This window comes from Bryocella elongata, assembly GCF_900108185.1.
GTDB classification, from domain to species: domain Bacteria; phylum Acidobacteriota; class Terriglobia; order Terriglobales; family Acidobacteriaceae; genus Granulicella; species Granulicella elongata.
The window spans coordinates 441,183-457,485 of record NZ_FNVA01000005.1 but is presented as its reverse complement, the minus strand read 5'-3'; the positions used below and the strand labels follow the sequence as shown (position 1 = coordinate 457,485).

13 protein-coding genes are annotated in these 16,303 nt (G+C 63.5%); 7 read left to right on the top strand and 6 right to left on the bottom strand.

Annotated features, from left to right (window positions below; genetic code table 11):
* Positions 1–21 precede the first annotated feature (21 nt).
* Complete coding sequence (gene rpsG / locus C4S68_RS16005) at positions 22–492, bottom strand: 30S ribosomal protein S7 (RefSeq protein WP_103934072.1); 471 nt, start codon at positions 490–492, stop codon at positions 22–24.
* 140 nt (positions 493–632) lie between these two features.
* Positions 633–1,016, bottom strand: coding sequence for a 30S ribosomal protein S12 (gene rpsL / locus C4S68_RS16000; RefSeq protein WP_103934159.1), 384 nt, complete (start codon positions 1,014–1,016; stop codon positions 633–635).
* A gap of 629 nt (positions 1,017–1,645) precedes the next feature.
* Here rpsL and C4S68_RS15995 point away from each other — a divergent pair.
* From C4S68_RS15995 to C4S68_RS15980, 4 genes are all read left to right on the top strand, one after another.
* Positions 1,646–2,422 (top strand): GNAT family N-acetyltransferase, encoded by a 777-nt coding sequence (locus C4S68_RS15995; RefSeq protein WP_103934071.1) that lies wholly within the window; start codon positions 1,646–1,648, stop codon positions 2,420–2,422.
* Between the two features lie 93 nt (positions 2,423–2,515).
* Positions 2,516–4,519 carry a S9 family peptidase gene (locus C4S68_RS15990; protein ID WP_103934070.1) on the top strand — a complete coding sequence of 668 codons (2,004 nt, stop codon included), beginning with the start codon at positions 2,516–2,518 and terminating at the stop codon, positions 4,517–4,519.
* Between the two features lie 187 nt (positions 4,520–4,706).
* A complete protein-coding gene (locus C4S68_RS15985) occupies positions 4,707–5,390 on the top strand; it encodes a DUF4339 domain-containing protein (protein ID WP_103934069.1) in 684 nt (227 codons plus the stop codon).
* Between the two features lie 220 nt (positions 5,391–5,610).
* Positions 5,611–8,022, top strand: a complete 2,412-nt coding sequence (locus C4S68_RS15980) for a beta-propeller domain-containing protein (RefSeq protein WP_146072179.1) — start codon at positions 5,611–5,613, stop codon at positions 8,020–8,022.
* A gap of 156 nt (positions 8,023–8,178) precedes the next feature.
* On the opposite strand, the gene nusB is transcribed toward C4S68_RS15980, so the two are convergent.
* Together nusB and ribH are read right to left on the bottom strand one after the other, a co-directional pair.
* Positions 8,179–8,616, bottom strand: a complete 438-nt coding sequence (gene nusB / locus C4S68_RS15975; protein WP_103934067.1) for a transcription antitermination factor NusB — start codon at positions 8,614–8,616, stop codon at positions 8,179–8,181.
* Complete coding sequence (gene ribH / locus C4S68_RS15970) at positions 8,616–9,506, bottom strand: 6,7-dimethyl-8-ribityllumazine synthase (RefSeq protein ID WP_103934066.1); 891 nt, start codon at positions 9,504–9,506, stop codon at positions 8,616–8,618. Before ribH ends, nusB begins: the two co-directional genes overlap by 1 nt.
* 10 nt (positions 9,507–9,516) lie before the next feature.
* On the opposite strand from ribH, the gene C4S68_RS15965 reads away from it, so the two are divergent.
* Positions 9,517–10,152 carry a hypothetical protein gene (locus C4S68_RS15965; RefSeq protein ID WP_235011641.1) on the top strand — a complete coding sequence of 212 codons (636 nt, stop codon included), beginning with the start codon at positions 9,517–9,519 and terminating at the stop codon, positions 10,150–10,152.
* Here the strand turns inward: C4S68_RS15965 and C4S68_RS15960 are convergent.
* Positions 10,149–10,952, bottom strand: coding sequence for an FkbM family methyltransferase (locus tag C4S68_RS15960; protein WP_160115191.1), 804 nt, complete (start codon positions 10,950–10,952; stop codon positions 10,149–10,151). The genes C4S68_RS15965 and C4S68_RS15960 overlap by 4 nt on opposite strands.
* Positions 10,953–11,115: 163 nt before the next feature.
* Here C4S68_RS15960 and mctP point away from each other — a divergent pair, with 163 nt between their 5' ends.
* Together mctP and C4S68_RS15950 are read left to right on the top strand one after the other, a co-directional pair.
* A complete protein-coding gene (mctP, locus tag C4S68_RS15955; protein ID WP_103934064.1) occupies positions 11,116–12,633 on the top strand; it encodes a monocarboxylate uptake permease MctP in 1,518 nt (505 codons plus the stop codon).
* 194 nt (positions 12,634–12,827) lie between these two features.
* On the top strand, positions 12,828–14,228 hold the full coding sequence (locus C4S68_RS15950; protein ID WP_103934063.1) for an NADP-dependent isocitrate dehydrogenase: 1,401 nt from the start codon (positions 12,828–12,830) through the stop codon (positions 14,226–14,228).
* Positions 14,229–14,338: 110 nt separating this feature from the next.
* Here C4S68_RS15950 and C4S68_RS15945 read toward each other — a convergent pair whose 3' ends face one another.
* Complete coding sequence (locus tag C4S68_RS15945) at positions 14,339–16,264, bottom strand: alpha-L-arabinofuranosidase C-terminal domain-containing protein (RefSeq protein WP_235011640.1); 1,926 nt, start codon at positions 16,262–16,264, stop codon at positions 14,339–14,341.
* Between the last annotated feature and the right edge of the window lie 39 nt (positions 16,265–16,303).

Sequence of the window (16,303 nt, the reverse complement as noted above, 5' to 3'; positions counted from 1 at the left end):
ACGACGTACAACGGAGCACCGTTACCAGCGGTAGTGAGCGAACGCCTTGTTCGCCTCAGCCATACGATGAACGTCTTCCTTCTTCTTCATCGCGGCGCCACGGCCATTGGCCGCATCCAGCAGCTCGGCCGTCAGCTTCTCGACCATGCCCTTTTCGCCACGGGCGCGGCCGTAGCTCACCAGCCAGCGGATCGCCAGCGAGGTGCGGCGCTCGGGAGCGACCTCGATCGGCACCTGGTAGTTCGCACCGCCAACGCGGCGGCTCTTGACTTCGAGGGCCGGCTTGACGTTCTCAACGGCCTTCTTGAACAGCTTGAGGGCCTCGTCGCCGCCCTTCTTCTCGAGGTTCTCCATCGCCTCGTAGAAGATGGCCTGCGCGGTGGACTTCTTGCCACCCCACATCATGCTGTTGACAAACTTCGTGACCAGGGTCGACTGGTAGATCGGGTCCGCAGGGACCTCACGCTTGGCGATGTAGCCTTTTCTCGGCATTCTCTCTCTTCTTTCTTCTTCCCCCGGTGCGGTGACTTCTCACGCTGCCGGGCCTGAATTGCGTTGTACGTGGTGCGTTGTACGTTCTACGTGAACACAGCCTTAGAAGCCGTACCGTAGAACGTACAACGTAGAACTTGTTACTTGCTCGAGGCCTTCGGGCGCTTCGCGCCGTACTTGGAGCGGCTCTGCTTGCGGTTGGCGACGCCAACCGAGTCAAGCGTTCCGCGCACCACGTGGTAACGGACACCCGGGAGATCCTTCACACGGCCGCCACGGATGAGCACGATCGAGTGCTCCTGCAGGTTGTGGCCGATGCCCGGGATGTAGGTGGTGACTTCGATGCCGTTGGTCAGGCGAACACGGGCGACCTTACGCAGCGCCGAGTTCGGCTTCTTCGGGGTCTGGGTGTACACACGGGTGCAGACGCCGCGGCGCTGGGGCGAACCCTGCAGCGCAGGCGAGGCAGTCTTGTAACGGGTCGGCGTGCGGCCCTGCTTGACGAGCTGATGGAATGTAGGCACTTCGAAAAACCTCTCTCTTCTTGCAACACCGGCAGCTGCGTTGATCGCAACCTCCGGGCTTTCGACTTCTCCCTCGAACGCACTGCAGGGCAGCACCTTCGCTCTTCTCCGCATTCACACCAGCGCAATACCACCGGCGCACACGCGAAAGGCGGAGCTCGCTGCTGGTCTCCCAGCGGATTGCCCTCCTCTTTTCAGGGGAGTCTGCAACCCAAGCTCCGGCGAAGTTCTGAATCCTGCACGCGGCCGTACTGCTCCCAGACCGCTGCTGGGTACTGCAATCACTGCTCAAGGCTTGAGACAGGCGACGGTGGCTGAAGTCATCTCTCCGCTTGCAGGCTCGCGCCCACGCCCAAAGATCCGCCCAACTCCGTATCGCGCTGTTCCGGCCCGCAACTCCCGTCCCTGGTTGAATCCGCTGATGCTTTCTCGCGGAAGGAGGGTGGCGCAGGCTCTCAGACAGGTGGTCCCGCAAAACACACGGAACCTTCACACTCTACCAAGAGCCAGGGGGTGAGTCAAGAAAACGAGACCCTCAAACAGAGGGACAGGGGCCAGTCTTTCCCGCCATTTGCCCCATTTCCGGGGCAGCCCGTCGAGGCCTGCCGACCACTTGCTATCGTCTTTCCATGCCAGACGCTCGCCCCACTCCCCCGCCCGAGGCCACCGACGACCGCTTCGCCAACACGGCGCTGACTGCGCTGCGTTCGTCGCAGGCCCACCTGGCGGATGCTCCGGGCGAACATATGCTCCGCTACCGGCCCGATGTCTCGCCCTTCGTCTGCCTGCTCGGAGACCCCGAGGCCGGGCTCACCGAGCTGGCAGGCCGCATGGCTCCCGGAGAGCTGGAGTGGGTGCTGCACCCCACCGCCGATCCCCTGCTTGCAGAAGACCGCGCGGGGGCCTGGGCCGAGGCCCACGGCGTCCGGCTCAGCGGCTTCGGCGGCGTCAGCCAGATGGTCTTTCCCGCGGAGGCACCGATCCCCGAAGGCCCCGGCGACGACGAGGTCGTCCCCATGAGCGGCCCCGAAGCCGGCCAGGAGATGGTCGACCTCACCACCGCCGCCTTTCCGGGCTTCTTCCGCATCCGCACCAACGCCATGGGACCTTACTTCGGCATCCGGCGCGAGGGCCGCCTGATCGCCATGGGCGGCGACCGCATGTGCTTCGGCGAGTTCCGAGAGGTCTCCGGCATCTGCACCCTACCCGAGTACCGCGGCCAGGGCCTCGCCTCCGCCATCATCCGGCGCATCCTGCGCGAGCATCGTACTGCGGGGTATCGCAGCTACCTGCACCTTGGCAGCACCAACACCGGGGCCCGCCGCATCTACGAGCAGCTGGGCTTCGTCTTCAATCGCGAGGTCTTCTGCACAAGGGTCTTCAAGCCCGAGGAAGCCGCGGGCTGACCCAGCCATCTCACTCCGGTCCCGAACCCATTTCGCCTCAATCTGATATGTCAAAATGGGCTGCGAGCGCAGATCGTTGGTAGGCTGGACGACATGATCCGCCGTTCAACCGCTCTCCTCTCATGCGCCTCACTGGCTGTGTTCACCTTCTGCGCCGGGGCGCAGCGCCCAGGCCGGGTGCGCACGCCGGGTGCCGTAGCTATCTCCCCTGACGGTGCCCTGGTCGCCTGGACCTTGCGTGGCGCTGGCACCGAAGGCCTCCGCTCCGGAGGTGCGTCTACCTTGTACGTGACCGGGGTCGCGAATCCGGGGCAGGACAAAATCATCGCTCCCGGCGGGCCCCACTGCACCGACTCCGATCCGGTCTGGTCGCCTGACTCCCAGACGCTCGCCTTCACCGTAGGCTGCCCAGGCACGGACGGTAAGGGCGCACAAGGCGAAATCTTCCTCTGGTTCCGCAGTAGCGGCGAGATCAAGCAATTGACGCGCATTACCGGCATCTTCAAGCAGGCGACCTTCTCGCCCGATGGCAAGACGCTCGCCTTCCTCTTCGTGAAGGACGCCAGCCGCCAGGCCGGTGCCCTCGACGCGATGAAGCCGTGGGCCGGCGTCATCGGCGAGGACAACCTGGAGATCCAGGGCGTCTATGGCGTGGACACCAACAGCGGAGTGGGTTCGTGGCTTGTCGAGCCCACGCCGCAGCGATATGTCTTCGAGTACACCTGGGCGCCCGACTCAAAGAGCATTGCCTTCATCGGCGCTGCAGCTCCTGGCGAGAACAACTGGTGGGTAGCCAAGCTATACACGGCGACTGCTGGCTCGACGGCGGAGGTCATCTTCAACCCCAACACCACCAGGTCCGCGATGCATGGCCTGCAGATGGCCGTGCCGCGGTTCTCGCCGGACGGCAAGCGAATCGCCTTTATCGGCGGGCTGATGAGCGACTTCAGCTCCAACGGCGGCGATGTGTGGGTGGTCAATGCGGACGGCAAGGGCGAGCCCATTGACGTCACCCCGAAGATCGACGGAACCCCCACCTATGAGGCGTGGCTGAACGACAAGACCATTGGCTTCATCGAGGATCGTCGCGGACACATCGTCGCGCCCGACTACGACGTCACGACGCGCAGGGAGATTCCTGGTTCGGCCACCGATCTGGGAGAAGTAGCTGTCTCCGGCGGCCCGCTGAAGAACGCGGTTTCGTTCACGAACAAGGGCGTGTTTGCGTTCGTCAAGTCGGGCCTCACCGCACCGCCCGAGGTCTACGTGGGCCCGCTCGACAAGTTGCAGCAGTTCACCCACCTGAACGACGGCGCGAAGCCTACCAGCCGCGTCGAGTCCGTCGAGTGGGAGAACGAAGGCTTCCACGTGCAGGGTTGGATCACCTACCCCAGGGACTACGACCCCGCGAAGAAGTATCCGCTCATCGTGACCGTGCACGGAGGACCGTCGGCCTCGGTCGGACCACGCTTCAGCACGACGGCAGGCTGGGCTGACGAAGGCTACTTCGAGTTCCAGCCCAACCCCCGCGGCAGCTACGGCCAGGGCGAGGCCTTCACCATGGCCAATCGCAAGGACTTCGGCTACGGCGACCTGCGCGACATCCTGAAGGGCATGGACATGCTCGAGGCGAAGCTGTCCATCGACAAGAACCGCGAGGGACTCACCGGCTGGAGCTACGGCGGCTTCATGGCGATGTTCGCCATCACCCAGACGCATCGCTTCCGCGCGGCCGTCGCCGGCGCGGGCGTCAGCAACTGGCAGAGCTACTACGGCGAGAACTCCATCGACCAGTGGATGCTGCCTTTCTTCGGTGCCAGCGTCTACGACGACCCGGCCGTCTACGCCAAGAGCTCGGCGATCAACTTCGTCAAGAACGTGAAGACCCCGACGCTGATCATCGTGGGCGACCGCGATGGCGAATGCCCCGCACCGCAGAGCTTTGAGCTGTGGCACGCACTGCGCGCCGAGGGCGTGAAGACACAGCTCGTCGTCTACCCCAACGAAGGCCATGGCTTCAAGGATCCCGAACACCTCCGCGATCGCCACGACCGCGAGGTGAAGTGGTTCGCTGAAAACATGCCGGCAAGCCATTAGTTCGGTTGGCAGGAACAGCAGATCGCGGCATCAGCCGTGACACAAGCCCGGCACGACCCAAAACACCCACCCCACGGGGCCAAAGTTTTCACTTTGGCCCCGTGCTCTTTGTGCAGTAGGCTGGCGAACATCCGGGGACGTCGAGACAGACTGCGGCGGGCCTTCACCTGCTCCCGGCGGAGAGTACGTGACCTACCTGATTCAGCGCGACGGCCAGCAGTTTGGCCCCTACACCCTGGAGCAGCTGCGCGGATACGTCAGCGCAGGCTCGATCCTGCCGACCGACATCGCGCTGCAGGCCGATAACGGCGCGATGTCCACTGTCGCGGCAGTGCTGGAGAAGGCGACAGCGCTCCATCCTCCGCCAGGCTATGTTGCGCCCGCTTACGGCTTCCTGCGTCCGGAACACGTGCCGATCGTGCCGCTGCCGCCAAACCTCCATTGGGCCATCGTCCTGGTGATCAGCCTTGCCTTCAGCCTGTTTCCACTCGGCTGGCTCATCTACCAGATGGTCTGGGTGCGCAGCCTCGACCTGGCCAACAAGGCGCTGGTGTACCTCCTCGCCGGGTTTGGCGTTGGGCTGGGCGGATGCCTCGCGGGTGGTCTTTCGATGGCATTCGCCGGCTCGGACCACTTCCCGGTCCTGGGATTCGCCGTAATCATGCTGGCCATCTTTGCGATGTGGGCGCTGAACATCCTGTCGGTCTTCGAGGTCCGCCGCTCGATGCTGGCGTACTACAACACCGTCGAACCCATCGGGTTGCGACTCTCCGGCGTGATGACGTTCTTCTTCAGCCTCTTCTACTTCCAGCACCACATGTCGAGGATTGTGACCTGGAAGCAGACCGGCTACCTGAGCCCGCAGGGCTGATCCGATCACCCGGACTTTACAGGCTCTGCCCTCTGTGGTCGCAGGGGATACCCGGCTGCCGCAGGAGATGGCCGGCCACCGATGGGCCATCCGGAGGCAAAGGTTGGAGTGTGCCACCTTGCCGCTTCTTACGTCCAACCCCTAAACTGAATTCTCGGAGATTCAGCGGGATTGCGGTTTACCGCTCAGCGTGAGTTCCGGTTGAGCGGGGAGGTTCTTAGTGCGTTTGGTGGTTCATTCGACAGCGAGGCGGATTCTCGGCCTGGCGATTCTTCTGTTTCTTGCCCTTCCCTTCGGCATGTCGGTCACGGGATGCTCGAAGCATGTGGCAACGGTCTATTGCAATGGTCTCAGCTCGGGTCCGGTCGTGGGACAGGTCGCCAGCATCACGCTGTCGCCCACTCTGGCCACCACTGGCCTCTCGCTGAACTATGGACAGATCGGAACGTCCCTCTCCGCCACGGCGGTGGATTGCAAGAACAACAGCGTCTCGGTCTCCAAGTACACGTACGCGTCCAGTGATATGTCGGTGGTGGACATCAATCCGTCCACCGGCTCGACCTGCGCTGGCAGCTGGAACCGCAACACCGGCGGCGGCGTTGCCGACTACACCATCTGCACGGCGCCGGCGACCGTACCCAGCACGCACCTGGCCTACATCACGGCCACGGCAAGCGGAGCAAGCTCGAACGCGATTCCGGTCTTCGTGCATTCCACTGTCACGAGCGTCACGCTGGGGGCCGCGAGTACGGACTGTATCAACGACCCGGCGACCAACTGCACCTTTGCCGGTCTGCCCGCACCGACGACCTCCGCAACGCCGTACCTCCAGAACACCTGCGTGTCGCAGACCCAGACCGCGCAGCTCATCGCTCGCGTCTACGCCGGCACGACCAACATCACGGCGCAGGTGGGTCACCTGACCTTCACCGCGCTGACCTCGTCCTCTGTCGGCACCATCGACGAAAACGGCGTCGTCACGGCGAATATGCCTGGCTCTTCAGCCATCGCGGCTTCGATCGCAAACTCCTCGACGGCATCTGAGGTCGGCTTCTTTTCGACCTGCCCGCCCACGTCGATCGTGATGTCGATTCCCGGCGCCGCGACCGGTACTTCCAGCATCAGCGTCTCGCTGAACACCACCCAGTCGCTCAACACCGTGGTGTACGACAAGAACGGCCAGCAGCTCACCGGCCTGACGCTGGGCTTTGAGTCCACGACGCCGCAGACGATCCCGGCCAGCTCGGGCTCCGCGACGCCCAGCTTCCCCGGGTCGGCCCTCATCAACGCCGTCTGCATGCCTTCGTCGTGCAACCCTGCGCCGTTCAGCCAGATCGGCTACCTGGGCAATGGCGTGCCGCTGACCTCCAACGGCATCACCATCAACACCACGGGCACCAGCGCCACCGTGCTCTTCATCGGCAGCACGCAGTCGCAGTACCTGTACCCCTACGACACCACCACCGGTGCGGCCAGCTCGCTGATCAAGCTGCAGTTTGTGCCCAACACAATGGTGATGAACCAGGGCGGCACGGAGATCTACCTTGGCAGCGCCCAGGGCATGATGGTCGTCTCGACCGCATCTCTGGCACAGACCAGTGCTTACACCTCGCTCCAGGGCCAGGTACTCTCGGTCTCGCCGGATGGAAGCACCGTCGTCGTCACCGACCCGAACCGCCAGACGATCTCGCTGGTCTCGGCTTCCACCGGCGCGGTATCGACGAGCTACAACGGCGTCGGCACCAGCGCCGCCTGGACCCCGGACAGCTCCATCGTCTACATCACGACGACCGCAGACACCCTGCTCAAGTACTCCGCCTTCACCAACTGGCAGTCTGACACCACCACGGTTCCCTACTCGGCCGTAGCGGTGACCGTCCCTGCCGTGGGCGCGTACTTTGCGGGCCAGAGCACCCCCGGCGCCGGTACCACCGATGGGCGCAGCTACTGCCCGTCGCAGACTGCAGCCACCGGCACCACGCCGCCCTCCATCACCAACGACTTCATTCCGCTGGCCGACACGCAGCCTGGCGTCATCAACGATGTGCTGGTGGCAACCAACGACGGTGCGCGCATCCTCGGCGCCACGGCGGCCTCCCCAGCCCGCATCAACGACCTCGCCATCACCCTGCCCAAGAGCACCGGCTACGGTTCCACGGTGGTGGTTCCGGCGGTCTGCCCGACCACAGTGGCCACCGGCTACTTCTCCAGCACCAACACGCCGCACAACATCACCGGCCCGACGATCACCTCGATCACCGGCGTCGTTCCCTCTCCAAACTCGGCGTTGGCCTTCGTGACCTACAACGGTTCCGGCGGTCTGTTGCCCGAGTATGTTCCGGCGACCGGCACTGTCTCAACCGTGACCCTGGCCAACGGCGCAACCTCTGCTTCGGCTCCGGTCGCAGGCGTCTTCTCGAGCGATAACCTGACCTTCTGGGCTGGAACCTCGAGCGACGACCAGGTGCACACCTTCTCGATCAGCGGCACCACCCCGACCGAGACCGGCGTCATCGTTCCGAAGCTGCCCTGCAGCATCGGAAGCAACCTGACACCGACCCCCACCTGCACCAGTGGCAGCTACGTGATGCCGAACCTGCTCAGCCAGCATCCGAAGAAGTCGCTGAACTAAGGCAGCGGAACAGCTGAGTAGCAGAACAGCAGAACAGAAAAGCAACGGACCAGCGAGAGCTGGTCCGTTTTGCTTTGCATACAACTCGCAGAAGGCAATGGTCCAATCTGCTGTTCTGCTGTTCTGCTGTTCTGCTGTTCTGCTGTTCTGCTGTTCTTAGCGCGAAGCGCTGCCATTCAGCCGCTGCTCCAGCAGGTCGCGCCCGATGGCATCGAGCACGCCGTTCAGAAACTGCAGGCTCTCCGGCGCGGCGAAGGCCCGCGCGATCTCCAGCGTCTCGTTGATGATGACGGCTGCGGGCGTCTTCGGGAAGCCCAGCATCTCGGCGGTAGCGGCACGCAAAAGGCTGCGGTCGACCACTGGCATGCGCTCCAGGCGCCAGTTCTTGGAATGCGCCTGGATCAGCTTGTCCACCTCGTCGATGCGGGCAGCGGCGGTGCGGTGAATGTCATCGGCAAAGCCGCGCGTTTCGTCATCGACGTCGTCGCGCGACTCCCAGAAGAGCTTCTCTACCTGCTCGGGTGTCTGCTTGCCAAGGTCGCCCTGGAAGAGCATCTGCATCGCCAGCTCACGGGACTTTCTACGGGTTCCCATCAGGCTGTCTGCTCCGCGGGTTCGGGCTGACGTGCAGCCAGTTTCTGTTGAATGGAGGCCATCTCGATCGCGGCAATCGCGGCCTCGAAGCCCTTGTTGCCTGCCTTCAGGCCAGCGCGATCCAGTGCCTGCTCCAGCGTCTCGCAGGTCAGCACGCCGAAGGCATGGGGCACGCCGGTATCCTGCTGGCTCTGGCCAATGCCGCGCGAGACCTCGTTGTAGATGGCCTCGTAGTGCGCCGTCTCGCCGCGCAGCAGCACGCCCAGCGTGATGATCGCGGCAAAGCGCTTGGACTCGGCCAGCATACGCGCGGCGCTGGGGACCTCCCACGCGCCGGGAACACGGACGATCTCGATGTCTTCCTTCTTCGCTCCGGAGCGCAGCAGCGCGTCCAGCGAGCCCTGCAGCAGGCGATCCGTGATCACCGCGTTCCATCGCGCCACCACGATGGCCCACTTGCGGCCTGCCGCGGAGAGATCGCCTTCCAGCGCTACCGGAACGCCGTGCAGCACGTTCTCCGACTGCCAGAAGCCGACCTCGAGGTCAGCGTCCAGCTTGACCGTGAACAGCCGCGAGTTCCAGTGCGTCAGCTCGACGGAGCTGATCTTCGCGGGCACCTCTTCCGTGCGGAGGCGTCCCTGTAGCCAGGCCTCGACCGTGGTGTGCACCTGGTCCAGCTGCGTGGTTTCGATGAGCAGGCGGGGCACGGCAGGCTGCCGCCCCGTCACGAGCTCAAGGTTCGCCAGCGGCGCAAGAAATGCCGCGCCCCGGCCCGTACCGTCGTTCCAGTTCTTGCCGGGCTCGAAGCCCAGCGCGGCCAATAGTTCGCCCAGCGCGTCGAAGGTCTCCGACGACGCGACCGGCGTGACCGCTGTAATCGCTTTAATCATGACTCTTTGATTGTATCGCCCGGTACGATCTCCAGCCTCGAAGGGCGCGGCCGCCAACGCGCAGCGCATAGCGGGTACCGGCGGAGCCGCTGCCTCCTGCTATCCTTTCCCCGTGCGTTCCCGCTACCTCTCCCTCCTGCTTGCCCCGGCGCTCCTGTTGGCCGGTTGCCACAGTCATCCGCCCTCGCTCAGCCAGCTCGAGCAGAAGAAGGCCGAGCAGCAGGCCCTGGCCAATGCGCAGCGCTCCCAGCTAGAGCAGATCCTTCCCCCCTCGAAGAACCGCTACATGAATATCCACAGCTTCGACGAGTGGCAGAACCCCTACATCACCGTCCAGCCAGGCATGCTACAGATCCACATCATGCAAGGCGACGCGACGCCGGGGGCGTTTGGGTCGGGAGGCATGTTGCGACCGGCCGGAGCCCGCCGCCAGGAGGTCGATATCGCCTTCGACAAGCTCGGTGAGGCGGTGACCTCGATCCCGCAGAACGCGTGGCCCTACGGTCGCGTGGTGGCGATTGAAGAGGCCAACCACACGCCCAAGGCCGCCGAACCCCTGGTCCGTAAGAATATGGAGCAGGCCATCGCCACGCTCAACGACCTTGGCATCGAGGTCTACGACATCGGATCGGGGAACCTCCGCTAAACCGTAGTCTGCGACGACGTTGGCCGCTGCTCCGAAACGAGAAACCGCCCTGCGACGCGGCGGAAGACGCAATCCCATTCCAAGATGGGACGCTCCGGCCCGTTGGACCAGACCGGATGAATAGCCTGCGGCAGGAACCCCAATGTCCGGCAGGAGGCGATGACCTCTTCCATGTTGGGCGTGCCTTCGTACAGGCACAAAGCGGAGAGCTCCATCTGGAACTGCGGCACGCTCGGCAGGATCCCACTCGCGCCAGCAAGCACCTGCAGATCGTGCCCCTGCGTATCGATCTTGAGGTACAACCTTGTGTTGGCGGCGTCGATACCCAGCTCCGGCAGCAGCGTGTCGAGGCGGCGAATGGCGATCGCCTCCGTCCCGCCCGGTTCGAGGTGACTGCTCAACCAGCTTGCCTCCCCGAAGGTGGACGGAGCGTGCAGTGAATTGAACTCTGCGGCCTGAAAGCGGAGCAGTTCGGCAGTGCCGTCGAAAGCGCCGGCACACAGCCGATGCACCTCCCAGTTCCCGTCCGCCGCGCATACCGGACCGATGCACCCATACGCCTCCGCCGAAGGCTCGAAGCTCACGATGCGCCCTTTGTATCCCAGCGAGCGAAGCAGCGAGCCGAATTCGCCGTGGTGCGCGCCCACGTCGATCACGCATTCGATGCGACCTTCGCGAAGTGCCTCCTGCAAGTGGCGGGCGAGGGTGTTTCGTCCCGGCAGCTTTGAGATCGTGAACCCAAGGCGCTCCAGCCCAGAGTTCACTACGGCGGCAACTCTGCCCATCGGTGTTCGCTTCATCGGAACCTCTGAGCTACCCGACTGATTCGGCAACCCTTCGCTGTTGTATGGGACGGTGCGCCGATCATACGTGCGACTTCGGCAGATGCCAATGCCCTCCCGAAGCTCGCTTCGCGGCCCTGCATGGACTGGTACCATACGCAGAAGCTCATCTCTTCAAACCATGATTCTGCATCCGACCGCGCTTGGCGTCTTCATCCTCCTGTTCCTGCTAGTCACGATCGCGGGCTTCTGGGCCGCACGTTGGCGACGTCCCGCAGCCGGGCTGCATTCGCTCGAGGAGTGGGGGCTGGCCGGGCGCAGCTTCGGCACGCTCATCACCTGGTTCCTCGTCGGAGGCGATCTCTATACCGCTTACACCGTCATCGCTGTCCCGGCGCTGATGTACGGCGGCGGGGCGAACGCGTTCTTCGCTGTGCCCTACGCGGTGATCGCGTACCCGTACATGATGGTGGTGTTGCCGCGACTGTGGCGCGTGTGCCATCGGCACAGCTATGTCACCTTCGCGGACTTCGTGCATGGGCGTTACGGCAACCGCTGGCTGGCTGCGGCGATCGCCATCACCGGCATCCTCGCGCTGATGCCTTACATCGCGCTGCAGCTTGTGGGCATGCGCGTGGTGTTCGAGGCCATGGGCCTGGGAGGCAATGGATGGAAGGGCGAGCTTCCGCTCATCATCGCCTTCATCATCCTTGCGACGTACACCTACTCCAGCGGCCTGCGCGCGCCAGCGGTCATCGCCATCGTCAAGGACATCATGCTGTACGTGATGGTGATTGCCGCGATCATCATCGTCCCGTTGAAGCTGGGCGGCTACGCGCACATCTTTGCCTCGGCACAGACTGCGCTGGCAGCGCACAAGGCGTCGACGCTGCTGCGGCCGCCGCAATACCTCGGCTACTCGACGCTGGCGATCGGCAGCGCCATTGCGCTGATGCTGTACCCGCACACGGCGACCGCGGTCCTCAGTGCCAAGGACGAGAACGTCGTCCGCCGCAACGCCGCACTGCTGCCGGCCTACAGCTTCATGCTGGGGCTCATCGCGTTGCTGGGCTATATGGCGCTCGCTGCTGGCATCGTGACAAAGGATCCCAACACGGTCGTCCCTCTGCTGTTCCTCAAGCTCTTTCCGGAGTGGTTTGCTGGCTTCTGCCTCGCAGCGATTGCGATTGGCGCGCTGGTGCCCGCGGCGATCATGTCCATCGCCGCAGCGAACCTCTTCACGCGCAACCTGCTGGGCAGCTTCCGCCGGTCGGAACTCACCGACCGCGAAGAGTCCTCGCTGGCCAAGATTGTCAGCCTTCTCGCCAAGGTAGGCGCTCTGTGGTTCGTGCTCAAGATGCCCACCACCTACGCCATTCAGCTGCAGCTGCTGGGTGGCATCTGGATGGTGCAGTTGCTGCCCTCGGTCGTCGTGGGAGCCTTCACGCGCTGCTTCCATCCCTGGGCGCTGTTCGTGGGCTGGATGGCCGCGATGGTCTCCGGCACAGCGATGGTCGCGTCGCTGGGATTCAAGGCCAGCGTCTATCCGCTGCATCTCTTCGGCCATACGTACGCGATGTACGCCGCGGTTCCTGCGCTGCTGCTGAACCTCGCGCTGAGTATGCTGCTCACGCCGCTGTTCCGCGCCGCGAACCTCGACAATGGCAGCGATGAGACGGTGGCCGAGGACTACGCCTGACCTCTCCCCGTTGCGGGACACCACGCGCGATGATCGCGCGTCTGTGACGAGAATCATTGTCACCTCTAAAATCGCGGTGCTATGCTTCGCCCCAGAATTGACGCGGGTTTCCGCACGTTTGCGGAGCCTTGCGCCACGCGCGGGCGCGCAACCCAAACCTCCCCGCCCGCGACCCCGAAAGGCGAGGACTCCTCATGCAGACCAGCTACAACGGCATTCCCGTGCCCACCGACGGCGCAGCCATCCAGTACACCGACGGCCAGTACCAGGTGCCCGATAACCCCATCATTCCCTTCATCGAAGGCGATGGCACCGGCCGCGATATCTGGAAGGCCTCGCAGCGTGTCTTCGACGCCGCGGTCGAAAAGGCCTATGGCGGCAAGCGCAAGGTGGCCTGGTACGAGGTGCTCGCGGGGGAGAAGGCGTTCCGCCAGACGCAGAACTGGCTGCCCGACGACACCGTCAAGGCGACGGTAGACTTCCGCGTCTCCATCAAGGGACCGCTGACCACACCCGTCGGCGGCGGCATCCGCTCGCTGAACGTCGCGCTGCGCCAGCTCATGGATCTCTACCAGTGCATCCGCCCGGTGAAGTACTACGCCGGTGTGCCCAGCCCGGTGAAGCATCCTGAGCTCGTCGACATCGTCATCTTCCGCGAGAACACGGAAGACATCTACGCCGGCATCGAGTTCCGCGAAGGCACACCCGAGGCCGAGAAGTTCATCTTCTTCGTCAACAACGAGATGCTGCAGGGCACCAAGAAGAAGGTCCGTCTTGACTCCGGCGTGGGCGTGAAGCCCATCTCCATCACCGGCTCCAAGCGCCTGGTTCGCGCCGCCATCAAGCATGCGCTCGAGAACAAACTGAAGACCGTCACGCTGGTGCACAAGGGCAACATCCAGAAGTTCACCGAAGGCGCCTTCCGCGACTGGGGTTACGAGGTCGCCACGCAGGAGTTCCGTGATCAGACGGTCACCGAGCGCGAGAGCTGGATCCTCGGCAACCTCGACGCCAACCCCGGCCTGACCGCCGAAGCCAACGCCGCCATGATCGAGCCCGGCATCGACTTCGCGCCCAAGGCATTCAGCGATTCCATCATCGCCGAAGTCAACGACGTGATCACCAGGATTGGCGCCACGCATGGCAACGGCGCGTGGAAGTCGAAGATCCTCGTGAACGACCGCATCGCCGACTCGATCTTCCAGCAGATCATCATCCGGCCCAGTGATTACAGCGTGCTGGCGACGACGAATCTCAACGGCGACTACATCTCCGACGCCGCAGCGGCGCAGGTCGGCGGCCTCGGCATCGCTCCCGGAGCCAACATCGGCGATGGCTACGCGGTCTTCGAAGCCACCCACGGCACCGCACCGAAGTATGCCGATAAGGACGTCATCAACCCCGGCTCGGTGATGCTCTCCGGTGTGATGATGTTCGACTTCCTCGGCTGGAAGGAAGCCGCACGCATGATCGAAAGCTCGATGGAGAAGACCATCGGGCAGAAGTACGTGACCTATGACTTCGAGCGCCAGATGCAGGGCGCGACGAAGGCGAAGACCAGCGAGTTTGCTACGCGGATGATTGAGAACATGTAAGGGCAGTGAGCAGTGAATAGTGAGTAGAGGCAAGACACAAGGGCTGACGAATGCCGTCAGCCCTTGTGCTTTTCTTCACTACTCACTACTCACTACTCACTGATCTCTACTCACTTCAACACCACATCCACCGTCTGAATCGTCAACGCCGGCACTGTATGACTCCATGAGCTGCCCTGCACCTGCGATGAGGACAGCAGTGGCCGTACAATGCTGGGCTCGGTGATCGTGTTCGTGGCCTCGTAACTGGCCCCATGAAGCGACGTGAGCTTGGCCACATGCAGGCCGGTCAGACCTGTCAGCTCCACCTCGAGCGGCTGCTCCTTGTCGCTCGCGTTCACGAACTTCAGGTGCAGCGTGCTCGTCTTCGAGTCCACCGTCGCGGAGTAGTAGAACCTCGGGCCGGCCTCGGTGATCGTCGACTTCGGCACACCATCGCCCAGGTGTTCCGCAAACATCACCTGCGCGTAGTAGCTGGGTGAGCCGAAGCTCGTCTGCGCATCGAAGCCGATGAGGTTCGTGCCCCACTGCGAACCCTGCGGATTCACGTTCACCAGCAGAGGAGCATACGCACTCATGATGATGAGATCGCTGTTGCGCTCCATCGACGTCATCCACGCCGAGTCCGCCAGCGCCGCACCGAAGTTCGGCGTCGGCGAACCTGCCAGCGTCGCCCACTCACCCACGAAGATCTTGGGCCCGGTGCGCGGCGCATCGTCGTAGTGCTTCGTGAAGTCCAGCATGTCCGCCGTGTGCTTGTAGTAGTGGTCGTCGACGACCTCAGGCTCTTCGAGCTTGTCCGTCGCCTTCACCGGCTCGGTCGCAATCAGCTTGTACTGCGGATACTTCGTGTGCAACGCGCGTGCAAACTGCGGCCAGCGCTCCTTGTAGCTTCCACTGTGGTCGAGCCAATCCTCGTTGCCCACCTCGATGTAATGCAGCGGGAACGGCTTCGGGTGGCCATCCTTGGCGCGCTCTGCACCCCACTTGGTGCTTACGTCGCCGGTCACGTACTCGACCTCATCCAGCGCCGCCTGCACGTAAGGCTCCAGGTCTTTGCCCGCCTTCACGTGCTCGCCCTTCAGCGAGTAGCCCGCATACACCGCCAGCACCGGTTCCACCTTCAGGTCTTCACACCACTCGAGGAACTCAAGCAGGCCAAAGCCATCGGTCGACCAGTAGCTCCATGGAGCCTGATGCCCGGGGCGATCCACGAGCGGCCCGATGGTCTCCTTGAAGTCGTACCAGTCCTGCAGCTTGTCGCCTTCGAGATAGTTCCCGCCGGGCAGACGGATGAACGTCGGCTTCATCGCCGCCATCTTCTCCATCAGGTCGATGCGGTTGCCGTTCTCGCGATTCGCATAGGTGGGCGGCATCAGCGAGACGGACTGGAGCCACAACGTGCCCGGCTGTGAGACCGTGAACTCGATGTGGTTCTCCGCTGAGGCCGCGATGGAGCCCGTCTTCAACGTGTAGGTGTACTGCTTCCAGTCTCCCCCTTTGAGGTCCACCTTGGTCTCGGCCATTGTGAGGCCACTCTTGTTGCCAATCAGCTTCACGGTCAGCGGACCGCTGAGGCTTTCTGATTTGGCATAGAACGAGCCTTTGTATTCGGTGTGTGCCTTCAGGCCAATGCCCCACCAGCCCGGATTGCCCAGCCCCGCCACGTTGCTTTCCGTCGCCGAGGCCACCACCAGCTTCGCGCTGTAGTTCAGGGCAGCGCTCGGGCCCGTGGTCTTGTCGATCGAGAGCGTAGCCTCAGCGTTCCCGTGACGCGCGATCTCCCAACGCTGCAGGCCAGCCCAGTCGCCGCGGAAGGTGCGGTTCGAGATCAGTTCGGCGTAGAGACCGCCCTCGTACGAGTGGTTGATCTCCTCGGTCATCAGGCCATACAGCATCGGACTCACCGGATGCACGATGTCCTTCACATCAATCGTCAGCTTCGCTGCATCCGGATGCGACTCCTGCGCGAAGCCTGCTGCGGGCGATGCCATCATTACCGAGGCGCACATCACTCCAAGCCACTTGCTGGTCATGTTCTCTCCGTTCTCAATCTCTTGGGAAGTCTTTTATGC

Coding starts and splice junctions, on each gene's coding strand:
- rpsG (WP_103934072.1), bottom strand. CDS start 492: ATGCCGAGAAAAGGCTACATCGCCAAGCGTGAGGTCCCTGCGGACCCG.
- C4S68_RS15995 (WP_103934071.1), top strand. CDS start 1,646: ATGCCAGACGCTCGCCCCACTCCCCCGCCCGAGGCCACCGACGACCGC.
- C4S68_RS15990 (WP_103934070.1), top strand. CDS start 2,516: ATGATCCGCCGTTCAACCGCTCTCCTCTCATGCGCCTCACTGGCTGTG.
- nusB (WP_103934067.1), bottom strand. CDS start 8,616: ATGGGAACCCGTAGAAAGTCCCGTGAGCTGGCGATGCAGATGCTCTTC.
- ribH (WP_103934066.1), bottom strand. CDS start 9,506: ATGATTAAAGCGATTACAGCGGTCACGCCGGTCGCGTCGTCGGAGACC.
- C4S68_RS15960 (WP_160115191.1), bottom strand. CDS start 10,952: ATGAAGCGAACACCGATGGGCAGAGTTGCCGCCGTAGTGAACTCTGGG.
- mctP (WP_103934064.1), top strand. CDS start 11,116: ATGATTCTGCATCCGACCGCGCTTGGCGTCTTCATCCTCCTGTTCCTG.
- C4S68_RS15950 (WP_103934063.1), top strand. CDS start 12,828: ATGCAGACCAGCTACAACGGCATTCCCGTGCCCACCGACGGCGCAGCC.
- C4S68_RS15945 (WP_235011640.1), bottom strand. CDS start 16,264: ATGACCAGCAAGTGGCTTGGAGTGATGTGCGCCTCGGTAATGATGGCA.